Raw genomic sequence first — 12,636 nt, forward strand, 5'->3', positions numbered from 1 at the left:
GGGGTGGCACCGAGCCCGGTGGCACCTTCGACGGCGAGGGGACGACGATGGCCCTGGACACCGCGGTACGGGCCGCCTTCGAGCGCGTGCTCGACCCGAGGGACGTGCTGTCGGACCCCGTGAAGTGCCGCGCCTACGAGTGCGACGGCCTCACCGGCTACCGCGTGCGGCCCGATCTCGTGCTGCTCCCCCGCGACGCCGCGCAGGTGGCGGCGGCCGTGCGGGTCTGCCACGAGCACGGCGTGCCCTTCGTCGCGCGCGGCGCGGGCACCGGCCTGTCCGGCGGGGCGCTGCCCGTCGCCGACGGGGTGGTGATCAGCGTGGCGCGGCTGAAGTCGGTGCTGGAGGTCGACCCGGTGAACCGGCGGGCGGTCGTGCAGCCCGGCGTCACGAACCTGGAGATCACGGCCGCGGCCGCGCCGCACGGGCTGTACTACGCGCCCGACCCGTCGAGCCAGCAGGTCTGCACGATCGGCGGCAACGTCGCGGAGAACTCCGGCGGCGCGCACTGCCTCAAGTACGGCTTCACCACCAACCACGTCCTGAGCTGCGAGGTCGTGCTCGCCGACGGCTCGGTCGTCACGCTGGGCACCGACACGGGCGAGCAGGCCGGGCCCGACCTGCGCGGGGTGTTCCTCGGCTCGGAGGGCACGCTCGGCATCACGACGGCGGTCACGGTGCGGCTGCTGCGCGCGCCGGAGTCGGTGCGGACGCTGCTCGCCGACTTCCCCTCGATCGCGGCGGCCGGGGACGTCGTCTCCGACATCGTGGCGGCGGGGATCGTGCCCGCGGCCGTCGAGATGATGGACACGCTCGCCATCGAGGCGGCCGAGGAGGCCGTGCACGCGGGCTACACCGTCGGGGTCCCCGCGGCGCTCGTCGTCGAGCTCGACGGGCCGGTCGAGGAGTGCGACGCCCAGTTCGAGCTGGTGAAGGCGATCTGCGAGGAGCACGGCTGCACGCGGCTGCACATCGCCGGGTCGCCGGAGGAGCGGGCCAAGATCTGGAAGGGGCGCAAGGCCGCGTTCGCCGCGGTCGGGCGCATCTCGCCGGACTACTTCGTGCAGGACGGCGTCGTGCCGCGCACCCGGCTCGCCGAGGTGCTCGACCGGATCGCCGGGATGGGCGAGGAGGCGGGCCTGCGCGTGGCCAACGTCTTCCACGCGGGCGACGGCAACCTGCACCCGCTGGTGCTCTACAGCGCGGCCGCCGGCGAGACCGAGCGCGCCGAGGAGCTGTCGGGCGCGATCGCCGAGCTGTGCGTCGAGATGGGCGGGTCGCTCTCGGGCGAGCACGGCATCGGCACCGACAAGGCGTGCTCGATGCCGAAGATGTTCGGCGAGGAGGACCTCGCGACGATGCACCGCGTGCGCGCCGCGTTCGACCCCGACGGCATCTGCAACCCCGGCAAGGTCCTCCCGACGCCGCGGCTGTGCGGGGAGCGGCCGGGCAAGTACAAGCCCCACCCCCTCGAGGAATCGGGAGCGATCGAACGCCTGTGAACAGCCCGCTGACGCACCCCGCACCCACCACCACGCTGCGGCCCACCGACCTCGCCGGCGTCCGCGACGCCGTGCGCGACACCCCTGGCCGGATCGCCGTCGCCGGTGCCGGCTCGGCCGCGGGCTGGGCCGGCGCGCTCGAGCCCGTCGACGCCGTCCTCGACGTGTCCGGCCTGTCCGGCGTGATCACCCACAACCCCGGCGACATGACGGTGTCCGCGCACGCCGGCACGCCGCTGCGCGCGCTGGTCGAGGAGCTGTCCGAGCACGGCCAGCACGTCTGCATCGACGCCGCCCGGATCGCCGACGGCGCCACGCTCGGCGGGCTCGTCGCCACCGGTGACGCCGGCCCGGCGGCGCTGGTGCACGGGACGCTGCGCGACCTCGTCATCGGCGTCACCGTCGTGCTCGCCGACGCCACCGTGGCCCGCAGCGGCGGGCACGTCATCAAGAACGTCGCCGGGTACGACCTGGCCAAGCTGCTGCACGGCTCGCACGGCACGCTCGGGGTGATCGCCGAGGTCGTGCTGCGGCTGCACCCGGTGCCGCAGCGCACCGCGACGCTCGTCGTCGACGCCCCGCTGGCGCGCGCCGCGGAGATCGCCGCCCGCGTGCTGGAGGGCCCGTTCGAGCCGGCCGCGCTGGAGTGGGTCAGCGACGGCAGCGGGCGGCTGCTCGTGCGCGTCGAGGGCACCGACGAGGCGCTCCCGGCGCGGGTGTCGCGGCTGCGGGAGGTGCTGGGCGGGGCCTCGGCCACCGACATCGTCTCGGGCGAACGGCACTCTCACCCGACCACGTCGGGCGAGAGTGCCGTTCGCTCCGAGGATCCCTGGCTGCGCCACGCCGAGCTCACCCGCGGCACCCCGGACGCCGCCGTGCTGCGGATCGGGGCGAAGCCGTCGGTGCTGCCCGGGCTGGTGTCCGAGCTCGCGCCCGCCGCCGCGACGGTCGGGCTGGGCACCGGCGTCGCCACGCTCTCGCTGGCGCCCGACGCCGTGGCCGACGCGCACCGCCGCGTGCACGCCGTCGGGGGCACGTCCCAGCTGCGCGCCCGCCCGCCGGGCGCCGACGCCCCCGCCTGGGGCCCGCCGCCGTCGGCCCTGCCGGTGCTGCAGGCCCTCAAGCACGCGCTCGACCCGGACGGCCGCTTCGGTCCGGGCCGCTTCTCCCCCTGGATGTGAGTAGATGACGACCCCCGCCGGCTCCGCCGACACCAACCTGCCGCAGACCGGGCCCAGCGCCTTCGACGGCCACCGCCCGCCCGACCGCGACCTGCTCGACGACTGCGTGCACTGCGGCTTCTGCCTGCCGACCTGCCCGACCTACCAGCTGTGGGGCGAGGAGATGGACTCCCCGCGCGGGCGCATCTACCTCATGGACCTCGCCGAGAAGGGCGAGATCTCCCTGGAGGGCACGTTCCGCGAGCACATCGACGCGTGCCTGGGCTGCATGGCGTGCGTGACGGCGTGCCCGTCGGGCGTGCAGTACGACCGGCTGCTGGAGTCGGTGCGCCCGCAGATCGAGCGCAACGTCGAGCGCGACCGCGGCGACGCCCTGTTCCGCGACGCGATCTTCGCCCTGTTCCCCTACACGCGGCGGCTGCGCGCGGCCGCGCTGCCCGGGGCGCTCTACCAGCAGCTGCGCAAGATCCCGGGCGTCGCGAAGCTGGCGTCGGCGCTGCCGGGACGGCTCGCGGCCATGGAGTCGCTGCTGCCGCCGGTGTCGGTGCGCGAGGCGTTCGCGCGGCTGCCCGTCTTCACCCCCGCCGTCGGGACGCGGCGCGGGCGGGTCGCGCTGCTGTCGGGCTGCGTGCAGGACGTGTTCTTCCACCGGGTCAACGAGGCGACGGTGCGGGTGCTCGCCGCCGAGGGCTACGACGTGCTGGTGCCCCGCGACCAGCAGTGCTGCGGCGCGCTGGAGCTGCACGCCGGGCGGGAGGAGTCGGCGCTGGGCCGGGCGCGGCGCACGATCGCGCGGTTCGAGACCCTCGACGTCGACAGCGTGATCACCAACGTCGCCGGCTGCGGGTCGTCGATGAAGGAGTACGGCCACCTGCTCTCCGACGACGAGGCCTGGGCCGAGCGGGCCACGGCCTTCAGCGCCCGGGTCCGCGACGTCCACGAGGTGCTGGCCGCGCTCGAACCGGTCGCCGTGCGCCACCCCGTCCGCGGCCGCGTCGCCTACCACGACGCCTGCCACCTGGGGCACGCGCAGAAGGTGCGGGCCCAGCCGCGCGCGGTGATCCGCACGATCCCCGAGGTCGAGCTCGTCGACCTCCCCGAGGCCGAGCTGTGCTGCGGCAGCGCCGGGATCTACAACATGGTGATGCCCGACGCGGCGGCCGAGCTGGGCGAGCGCAAGGCCGCGAACGTGCGGTCGGTGTCGCCGGACGTGATCGTCACGGCCAACCCGGGCTGCCTGCTGCAGATCGGCAAGTACATGGCCGACGACGGGGTGCCGATCCTGCACCCGGTCCAGCTGCTGGACGCCTCGATCCGCGGGGTGCCGGTGCCGCGGACCTGACCGGCCGACTCGCCGGGCTCGATCGGCGAACTCACCGGAGACCTGGCGCGAGTTCGCCGATCCCCACCGGCGAGTGTGCCGGATCCGCCCGGCGAGTTCGCCGGGGCGGCCCGCCGCTACTGCGCGACGACCGCGTCCCCGTCGACCTCCGACGCCCCCGGGGTGGGGGCGAAGGGGGGCGGGGCGTCGCGGTCGAAGTAGCCCTGGCCGATCTCGTCGCACGAGGCACCGGGCTCGGGGTGGGTGTAGCGGTTCTGGCGCAGCGCGGCGACGAACTGGTCGATGCGCGGGTCGTCGGCGTCGTCGAGGGCGAGCTGGTGGCCCCACGACTGCAGCGACACCGGCGACCCCTGCCCGGGGTAGGGCGAGAGCAGCATGTACGGCTGTCCCTCGACGCGGGCGATGAGCGCGTCGAGCGCGGCGCCGTCGACCTCGTCGGGGTCGTAGGTGATCCACACGGCGCCGTGCTCCAGGGAGTGGACGGCGTTCTCGCTGCGCAGCGGACGCGGGTAGACCACGCCGCTGCACGCGGCCCACGCCTGGTCGTGCGCGCCGCCGATCGGCGGCGTGGACGTGTACGCCACGCGCTGGTCGGGGCCGACGTGCTGCGGGTTCTCGAACACCTCCCCCACGACGCCGTCGATCTGCGTCGACGGGTCCCGGACCTCGGCGGTCGGGGTGAACGCGGCGAGGTCGACCTGCGCCGCCTGCCCCGGCAGCACGCCGCACCCGGAAAGCAGCAGGGCCGCGGTGGCGAGCGGGGCCGCGAGCGACAGGGCGTGAGTGGTCCGGCGCACGGCGTGACGCTACGACATCCGGCCGATCGCCCTCACCCGGGTGCCGAGCGTGACCGCGTTACGCCGATCGAAGCAACCCGCGCCCGACCGCAGGCGGCCGGCGCCCCGGCCGGGCAAGGTCTTCCCATGGACGCGCTGCGCACGGGAGCCACTGCGGTCGCCGAGACGCTCGCCGCGCACGGCGTCGACACCGCCTTCGGCGCCCCCGGCCACCCGCTCCACCGCCCGCTCGTCGACGCCGGGGTGGCCGTGGTCGCCCTCCCCGACGACGACGCCGCCCGACGGGCCGCCGCGGCCTACGCGCGCGTCGGCGGGCGACCCGGCGTGCTGCTGTCCGCGAGGCCGGACCGGCTGGGCGGCACCGGGACGCTGCTCGTCCTCACCGCGCGCGGCGACGGCCCGGCCCGCGGCGCCGACGACACCGCCGCCGCGGTCGCCGATGCGCTCACGGCGATGCGCCGGGGGCGGCTGCGGACCGTGTCGGTCGACGTGGCACCGGACGTCCTCGACGGCGCGTGGGACGGCCGCCCGCCCGCCGCCGCCGACGCGAGCCCGCCCGTCGCCGACCCCGACGCCGTCGCGCGGGCCGCCGACCTGCTGCGCGCCGCGGAGAAGCCGCTGGTCGTCGTCGGGGCCGGGGCGGTCGGCGCCGGCGGCGAGCTGACCGAGCTGGTGCAGGCCCTCGGCGCGCCCGTCGTCACCACGACGAGCGGCAAGGGCGTCGTCGACGACGGGCACCCGCTGTCGGCGGGCGCCTCGGTCCGCCTGCCCGCGGTGGCCGGCGCGGCCGCCGACAGCGACGTCGTCCTCGTGGTGGGTAGCGGGTTCGCCTGCCCCGACGGCGTGCCGGTGATCGGGATCGACGTCGACGCGGACCGCCTGCCGCCCGGCGGGGTCGGCCTCCTCGGCGACGCGGCCGCCACCGTCGCCGCCCTGCGCGCGGCCCTGCCCCGGTGGGCATCGGGGATCGGCGTCGTCCGCGCGGCGGCGCTGCGCGCGGAGTGCCGCGAGCAGGCCCGCGCCGACGGCCGCGCGTTCGAGCTCGTCAACGACGTCCTGCGCGAGGCCCTGCCCGCCCACGGGGTGCTCGTCGGCGGCGCCACCCCGGTCTCGCGGCTGGGCTCGGTGCACTTCTTCCCGGTCCCGGCCCCGCGCCTGTTCTGCGACGGCGGGCTGCCCGCGGCCGTCGGGGCGTCGATGGTGCGGCCCGCGCGCCCGGTGGTCGCGCTGCTCGGCACGGGCGCGCTGGCCTGCGCCTCCGCGGAGCTCGCGGCCGCCGTCGAGCTGGGGCTCGCGCTGCCCGTCGTCGTGGTGCGCGACGGCAGCGACGACGGCCGCACCGACGGCCGGACGCCCCACGACGTCCGCGCGCTCGAGGTGCGCGCCGACGAGCCCGACGACCTCCCCGACCTGCTCCTCGACGCGTGGGAGGCAGACCGGCCCACGGTGATCCGGCTGGGCTGACGCCTCTCGTCCTGCCGGATCGCGTGAGCTGACGCACACTCGGAACCCATGTGGTCCAGGGCAGTGTCGTCCGAACCGGTGCAGATCCTCCAGACATCGCTGGCGCAGTACCAGCAGGACCCCGAGGCGGTGGGCGGGCTCGGGCTGTCCGCGCTCGTCTCGGTGGTGCCGCTCGCCGTGGTGCTCGTCCTGCTGGGCGTGCTGCGGGTGCGGGCGCAGTGGGCGGCGCTGGCCGGGCTCGCCGCGGCGCTCCTGGTCGCCGTCGTCGGGTTCGGGATGCCGTTCGGGATGTCGCTGTCGGCGGCCGCGCACGGTGCCGTGTTCGGGCTCTTCCCGATCCTGTGGATCGTGGTGAACGCCCTGTGGGTGTTCAACATGACCGTCGCCACCGGCCACTTCGACGTCCTGCGCCGCAGCTTCGGGACGCTGTCGATCGACACGCGGACGCAGGCCATCCTCGTCGCGTTCTGCTTCGGCGGGCTGCTGGAGGCCCTCGCCGGCTTCGGGGCGCCCGTCGCGATCACCTCGGTGATGCTGGTGGCGCTGGGCTTCGCGCCCCTCAAGGCCGCCGTCGTCGCGCTGGTCGCCAACACCGCCCCGGTCGCGTTCGGCGCGATGGGCGTCCCGGTCATCACCCTGGCCCAGGTCACCGGGCTGCCGCTGGACGTCGTCTCGTCGACGGTCGGCCGCCAGACCCCGCTGCTCGCGCTGTTCGTCCCGCTCGTGCTGGTGTTCATCGTCGACGGGCGCCGCGGCCTGCGCGAGGCGTGGGTGCCGGCGGTCGGATGCGGCGTGGTGTTCGCGCTCGGGCAGTTCCTGACGTCGAACTTCCTCTCCGTGGAGCTCACCGACATCGTCGCCTCGCTGCTGGGCGCGGTCGCGGTCTTCGCGCTCGCCCGCGTCCAGCCGAACGCGGTGTGGGCGGCGCGCCAGCCCGCCGTCGCCTCCCCGGGCGGCCCGGGCACCGCCCAGGCCCCCGACTCGCGGACCGAGATCCGCAAGGCCTACGCGCCCTACGCGATCATCATCGTCGTCTTCGCGCTGGCCCAGCTGCCCGGCATCAAGCAGGCCCTGGCGTCGGTCAAGATCGCCTTCCCGTGGCCGGGCCTCGACGTCCTCACCCCCGACGGCGCCCGCGACAAGGTCAACGACTTCTCGTTCTCGGTCCTGTCGACGGCCGGCACGCTGATGGTGCTCGCCGGCGTCATCGTGGCGGTCGTGCTCGGCGTCGGGCTCCGCCGGACGCTCACCACCTGGGCCACGACCGTCGCCGAGCTCAAGTGGGCGATCCTCACCGTCGCCTCGGTGCTCGCGCTGGCCTACGTCATGAACGCCTCGGGCCAGACCACCTCGATCGGCCTGTTCGTCGCCGGGGCGGGCGCGGCGCTCGCGTTCCTGTCGCCGGTGCTGGGCTGGTTCGCGGTGGCCGTGACCGGCTCCGACACCTCGGCCAACGCGCTGTTCGGCTCCCTGCAGGTCACCGCGGCCCAGGGCGCCGGGCTGCCGCCGGAGCTCCTGGCCAGCGCCAACTCCTCGGGCGGCGTGCTGGGCAAGATGCTGAGCCCGCAGAACCTGACGATCGCCGCGGCGGCCGTCCGGCTCGAGGGCCAGGAAGGCACGCTGCTGCGCAAGGTCATCGGCTGGAGCCTGGGCATGCTCGTGATCCTGTCCACGCTCATCGCGCTGCAGGCCACGCCGGTGCTCAGCTGGATGCTGCCCTGACCGCTGCTCCGCGGCGGGCCGGCGGTCACCGGGAGAAGTGCTCCCAGCCGCCCGGCCCGCCCTCGTAGGGCCGCCCGTCCACCAGCACGGCGGGCTCCCCCGCCGACACCGAGCCGATCACCGTCCAGCCCTCCGGGGCGCCGGAGGGGAAGGTGGCGACGAGGGCGTGGTCCTCCCCGCCGGTCAGGATCCAGTGCACCGGGTCGACGCCCAGCGCCTTTCCGACGTCGGCGAGCCGGCCGGCCACCGTGAACGCCGACGACCGCACGTCGACGACGACCCCGGACGCCGCCGCGACGTGCCCGAGGTCGGCGAGCAGCCCGTCGGACACGTCGATCATCGCGGTGGCCCCGGCCCGGGCGGCCTGCGGACCGGCCGCGTAGGGCGGCTCGGGCACCCGGTGCGCCCCGACGACCGCCACCGGCGACCGGAACCCCCGCGCCAGCACCGCCCACCCGGCCGCCGCCCAGCCCAGGCGCCCGGCCACCGCGACGACGTCGCCCGGGCGCGCGCCGCCCCGCGTCACCGGCGGCCGGCCCTCCAGCGACCCCAGCGCGGTGACCGACAGCACGAGCTGCGACGACGCCGCCACGTCCCCGCCCACCACCCCCCCGCCCCCGCGGAGGCGGCCTCGGCCCACAGCCCGTCGGTGATGCCCTGCAGGACCGGCACGTCGGTGTCGGCCGGGCAGGCCAGCCCGACCAGCAGCGCCGTCGACACCGCCCCCATCGCCGCGACGTCCGCCAGGTTCGCCGCCGCCGCCTTGCGCCCGATCTGCTCGGGCGAGGACCAGTCGAACCGGAAGTGCACGCCCTCGACCAGCACGTCGGTGCACGCCACGACCCGCCCGTCCGGTGCTGCGACGACCGCGGCGTCGTCGCCGGGCCCCAGCAGCGTCGACGCCGGCTGCGCCCGCCCGGCCGTCACGCTGGAGATCAGGCCGAACTCGCCGAGCGAGGCGAGGGTGATCTTCTTCTCCGCAGGGGTCGACGGTGTGGGCAAGGGGGTTCCCTCCGGTACGTTCGGCGTCCGACCTCCCCACGGGCGGTCCGGGCGTGATCAGCCAGAACGAACAACGCAGTGGAAGGGGCACGACGTGGTGCAGGCGTACATCTTGGTCCAGACCGAGGTCGGGAAGGCCGCGGCCGTGGCCTCCGCGATCGCCGGGATCACCGGGGTGATCTCGGCGGAGGACGTCACCGGGCCCTACGACGTCATCGTGCGCGCGGAGGCCGACGATGTCGACCTCCTCGGGCAGCTCGTCGTCGCGCAGGTGCAGGGCGTCAACGGGATCACCCGCACGCTGACCTGCCCGGTGGTCCACCTCCCCTCCTGAGGGGGTCACCGACGTGCCCGCCCCCACCCGACGCCCGCCGCTGCCGGTCCTCATCGCGATCGCGCTGCCGCTGCTGCTCGCCGTGGTGGTGGCGGGCATCGGGCTCACCGCCCGGTTCTCCGAGCCCGCCGCGCCCGGCCCGGACACCTCGCCGCTGGCCACTCCCCCCGTCGAGGCGCCCGCCGCCTCCGGCCCGGAGTGCACCGCGCTGCTCGCCCGCCTCGACGGCGACCTCCCCGCGGGCGACGCCACCCTCCCCGTCCGCCCGCTGGCCGATCCCGCGCCCGCCGGCGTCCGCGCCTGGGCCGCCGTCCCCCGCCCGGTCGTGCTGCGCTGCGGGCTCCCCCGCCCGCAGGAGCTCACACCCACGTCCGCGCTGCTGGAGATCGACGGCGTGCAGTGGCTGGAGCTCGACGACGGCGTGCCCGAGCCCGTCGTCGTCACCTACGTCGCCGTCGACCGGCCCGTCTACGTCGTCCTGACCACGCCGGTCGACGCCGGGAGCGGCCCGCTGCAGGCCGTCTCCGGCGTGGTGCGCGACACACTGCCCGCCACCCCCGTGGCGGTCAGGTAAGGGCGTTCTACCCTCGGTGCATGGTGACGATGTCCCGGGCCACCGAGGACTACCTCAAGGCGATCTACAACCTCGCCCATCTCGGGGGACCCGTCACCACCAGCACCCTGGCCACCGAGCTGGGGGTGTCCTCGCCGTCGGTGTCGGCGATGCTCAAGCGGCTCGAGGACGGCGCGCTGCTCGACCGGCCCGACCACCGCACCGTCGCCCTCACCCCCGAGGGCGAGCGCGCCGCGCTGCGGGTCGTGCGCCGCCACCGGCTGCTGGAGACCTTCCTCGCCCGCGTTCTCGACGTGCCCTGGGACGAGGTGCACGAGGAGGCCGAGCTCCTGGAGCACGCGCTGTCCGACCGGCTCGAGGAGCGCATCGACGCCGCGCTCGGCCACCCCACGCACGACCCCCACGGCGACCCGATCCCGCCCCGCGACGGCCCGCACGTCGAGGTCCGGGGCACCCCGCTCGACGACGTGCCGGCCGGCGCGCGCTTCTGCGTCGACCGCGTGTCCGACCGCGACAGCGCCGCCCTGCGCTACCTCGGCGACCTGGGCGTCGTGCCGGGCGCGGAGCTGTCGGTGGAGGAGCAGGCCCCGTTCGGCGGGCCGCGCTGGGTGCGCGTGGGCGACGACCGGCACGCGCTGGGCGCCGCCCTGACCGGGCTCGTGCACGGGCACGTGGTCGTCTAGCGGAGGCCCGTCCCGCGCGCGAGGGCCGTGTCGATCAGGGTCGTGAGCAGCGTCGGGTAGTCGAGGCCGGTCACGGCCCAGACCCGCGGGAACATCGAGATCGGCGTGAAGCCGGGCATCGTGTTGACCTCGTTCACGGTGAGCTCGCCGTCGGCGCCCACGAAGAAGTCGACGCGGGCGAGGCCCTGGCCGTCGAGCGCGCGGAACGCGGCCACGGCCATCTCGCGGACGCGGTCGGACACCTCGTCGTCGAGCTTGGCGGGGATGTCGAACTCGCAGACGTCGTCGAGGTACTTGGCGTCGAAGTCGTACCACTCGACGTCACCGACGAGGCGGATCTCGGCCGCCACGCTCGCGCGGACCGAGCCGTCGGGGAACTCCAGCACCCCGACCTCGATCTCCCGCCCGACGACCGCGGCCTCGACCAGCACCTTCGGGTCGTGCTCGCGGGCGGTGGCGATCGCGGCGTCGAGGTCGGCCCAGTCGGTGACGCGGGTGATCCCGACCGACGATCCGGCCCGGGCGGGCTTGACGAACGCCGGCAGCCCGACGCGCTCGCGCTCGTCGGCCGTGAGCGTCGGGACGTGCGGACGGAGCACGACGACGGTGCCGACCGGCAGCCCCTCGGCGGCGAGCAGCTTCTTGGTGAACTCCTTGTCCATGCCCGCGGCGCTGGCCAGCACGCCCGCGCCGACGTAGGGCACGCCCGCCATCTCCAGCAGCCCCTGGATCGTGCCGTCCTCGCCGTAGGGGCCGTGCAGCACCGGGAACACGACGTCGACGCCGGAGAACACCTCACCGGCGCGGTCGGCGTCGAGGACGACGATGCCGCCGCGGGTGGGGTCGCCGGGCAGGGCGAGGGCGGTGCGGGAGCCGTCGACCGAGGGGAGCTCGCGGCCGGAGATCGCCAGCTCGCGGGGGTCGTCGCTGCCCAGGACCCAGGCCCCGGCCGGGGTGATCCCGACCGGGACGATCTCGAACCGCTCGCGGTCGACGTGGCCCAGCACGCTGCCCGCCGACACGCAGGAGATCGCGTGCTCGCTGCTGCGCCCGCCGAAGACCACGGCCACCCTGGTGCGTCCCGTCATGGCGCGAGACTAGGCCCCGGGCCCGGCGGGACGACCAGGGACCGCAGCGCGGCCCGCAGTGCGGCGCGCTGCTCGTCGGTGAGGTCGGCGAGGAGTTCGTCGTCCAGCCGCTGCGCGGAGGCGCGGACCCGGTCGAGCAGCTCGTGGCCGCGGTCGGTCACCTCCAGGCGCGCCCGGTGCCCCTGGCCGGGCAGCGCGCGCCGCACGGCGCCGAGCTCCTCCAGCCCGCGGACGGTGGCGTGCATGCTCTGCGCCGTGACGCCGGCGCGCCGGGCCAGGTCGCTGTAGGACAGCTCGGGCCGGTGCACGAGGTGCCCGAGCGCGCCCAGGTGCCGCAGCGTGAGCCCCAGCCCGGCCAGCTCCGACTCCACCCGCCGCCCCAGGATCCGCCCCGCGCCGACGAGCATCAGCACCGACGACGACGCCATCAGCGGCACCCGCTCGGACTCCATCGCACGATCCTCCCCCGGGCCGCGCTTCCGCGCGCCATCAGCCTGGCTTAAAGTCGGCCTGTGACCGCTTTCCTGCTCTCCGTCCACGTGATCGCCGCGATCGTGCTCATCGGCCCCGTCACCGTCGCCACCAGCCTGTTCCCCCGCTACGCGCGGGAGGGGAACACCGCCGTCGTCGACGCGCTGCACCGGATCAGCCGGGTGTACGCCGTGCTGGGCGTGTCGGTGCCCGCGTTCGGGCTGGCCACCGGCGCGGCGATGGGGGTACTCGGCGACGCCTGGCTGATCGTGTCGATCCTGCTGACGGCGGGCGCCGCGGCGCTGCTCGCGCTCGTCGTGCTCCCCGGCCAGAGCCGCGCCGTCGCCGCGCTGCACGCGGACGGCACGACGGCGGCGTCCCCGCGCCTGGCGACGGCGTCCGGCGTCTTCGCGCTCACGTGGGCCGTCGTCGTGGTGCTGATGATCGTGCGCCCCGGCTCCACGACGGGCGTCTGA

12 protein-coding genes and 1 pseudogene are annotated in these 12,636 nt (G+C 75.7%); 9 read left to right on the plus strand and 4 right to left on the minus strand.

Annotated features, from left to right (window positions below; translation table 11 throughout):
• Positions 1–47 precede the first annotated feature (47 nt).
• The 3 genes from HOP40_RS34430 to HOP40_RS34440 are packed head-to-tail and all read left to right on the plus strand — an operon-like array spanning position 48 to position 4,025.
• Positions 48–1,502, plus strand: a complete 1,455-nt coding sequence (locus HOP40_RS34430) for an FAD-linked oxidase C-terminal domain-containing protein (protein ID WP_172167480.1) — start codon at positions 48–50, stop codon at positions 1,500–1,502.
• On the plus strand, positions 1,499–2,683 hold the full coding sequence (locus HOP40_RS34435) for an FAD-binding oxidoreductase (protein ID WP_240157431.1): 1,185 nt from the start codon (positions 1,499–1,501) through the stop codon (positions 2,681–2,683). The genes HOP40_RS34430 and HOP40_RS34435 overlap by 4 nt, the downstream gene beginning before the upstream one ends.
• A gap of 4 nt (positions 2,684–2,687) precedes the next feature.
• Positions 2,688–4,025 (plus strand): (Fe-S)-binding protein, encoded by a 1,338-nt coding sequence (locus HOP40_RS34440; RefSeq protein WP_172167482.1) that lies wholly within the window; start codon positions 2,688–2,690, stop codon positions 4,023–4,025.
• Between the two features lie 116 nt (positions 4,026–4,141).
• Here the strand turns inward: HOP40_RS34440 and HOP40_RS34445 are convergent, their stop codons facing one another.
• Complete coding sequence (locus HOP40_RS34445) at positions 4,142–4,822, minus strand: DUF3105 domain-containing protein (RefSeq protein WP_172167484.1); 681 nt, start codon at positions 4,820–4,822, stop codon at positions 4,142–4,144.
• Positions 4,823–4,948: 126 nt separating this feature from the next.
• On the opposite strand from HOP40_RS34445, the gene HOP40_RS34450 reads away from it, so the two are divergent.
• Together HOP40_RS34450 and HOP40_RS34455 are read left to right on the plus strand one after the other, a co-directional pair.
• Positions 4,949–6,286: a thiamine pyrophosphate-binding protein gene (locus HOP40_RS34450; RefSeq protein ID WP_172167486.1), complete on the plus strand. Its 1,338-nt coding sequence runs from the start codon at positions 4,949–4,951 to the stop codon at positions 6,284–6,286.
• Positions 6,287–6,334: 48 nt separating this feature from the next.
• The gene (locus HOP40_RS34455; RefSeq protein WP_172167488.1) at positions 6,335–8,008 is read left to right on the plus strand and encodes an L-lactate permease; all 1,674 of its coding nucleotides are present in this window, start codon (positions 6,335–6,337) and stop codon (positions 8,006–8,008) included.
• 25 nt (positions 8,009–8,033) lie between these two features.
• Here the strand turns inward: HOP40_RS34455 and HOP40_RS34460 are convergent.
• Positions 8,034–9,010: pseudogene (locus tag HOP40_RS34460) on the minus strand (thiamine-phosphate kinase).
• Between the two features lie 94 nt (positions 9,011–9,104).
• On the opposite strand from HOP40_RS34460, the gene HOP40_RS34465 reads away from it, so the two are divergent.
• From HOP40_RS34465 to HOP40_RS34475, 3 genes are read left to right on the plus strand one after another with little or no spacing between them, the layout of a single operon-like run.
• Complete coding sequence (locus HOP40_RS34465) at positions 9,105–9,344, plus strand: Lrp/AsnC ligand binding domain-containing protein (protein WP_172167490.1); 240 nt, start codon at positions 9,105–9,107, stop codon at positions 9,342–9,344.
• A 13-nt stretch (positions 9,345–9,357) separates the two neighbouring features.
• Positions 9,358–9,918 (plus strand): DUF3515 domain-containing protein, encoded by a 561-nt coding sequence (locus HOP40_RS34470; RefSeq protein WP_172167492.1) that lies wholly within the window; start codon positions 9,358–9,360, stop codon positions 9,916–9,918.
• Between the two features lie 20 nt (positions 9,919–9,938).
• Complete coding sequence (locus tag HOP40_RS34475; RefSeq protein ID WP_172167494.1) at positions 9,939–10,601, plus strand: metal-dependent transcriptional regulator; 663 nt, start codon at positions 9,939–9,941, stop codon at positions 10,599–10,601.
• On the opposite strand, the gene HOP40_RS34480 is transcribed toward HOP40_RS34475, so the two are convergent.
• Both HOP40_RS34480 and HOP40_RS34485 read right to left on the minus strand, forming a co-directional pair.
• Positions 10,598–11,689, minus strand: coding sequence for a D-alanine--D-alanine ligase family protein (locus HOP40_RS34480; protein ID WP_172167496.1), 1,092 nt, complete (start codon positions 11,687–11,689; stop codon positions 10,598–10,600). The two genes, HOP40_RS34475 and HOP40_RS34480, sit on opposite strands and share 4 nt — an antisense overlap.
• On the minus strand, positions 11,686–12,141 hold the full coding sequence (locus HOP40_RS34485; RefSeq protein ID WP_205347030.1) for a MarR family winged helix-turn-helix transcriptional regulator: 456 nt from the start codon (positions 12,139–12,141) through the stop codon (positions 11,686–11,688). Before HOP40_RS34485 ends, HOP40_RS34480 begins: the two co-directional genes overlap by 4 nt.
• A gap of 60 nt (positions 12,142–12,201) precedes the next feature.
• Here HOP40_RS34485 and HOP40_RS34490 point away from each other — a divergent pair, with 60 nt between their 5' ends.
• Positions 12,202–12,636: a DUF2269 family protein gene (locus HOP40_RS34490; protein ID WP_172167498.1), complete on the plus strand. Its 435-nt coding sequence runs from the start codon at positions 12,202–12,204 to the stop codon at positions 12,634–12,636.

The organism is Pseudonocardia broussonetiae (assembly GCF_013155125.1).
In the GTDB taxonomy this organism is placed as follows: domain Bacteria; phylum Actinomycetota; class Actinomycetes; order Mycobacteriales; family Pseudonocardiaceae; genus Pseudonocardia; species Pseudonocardia broussonetiae.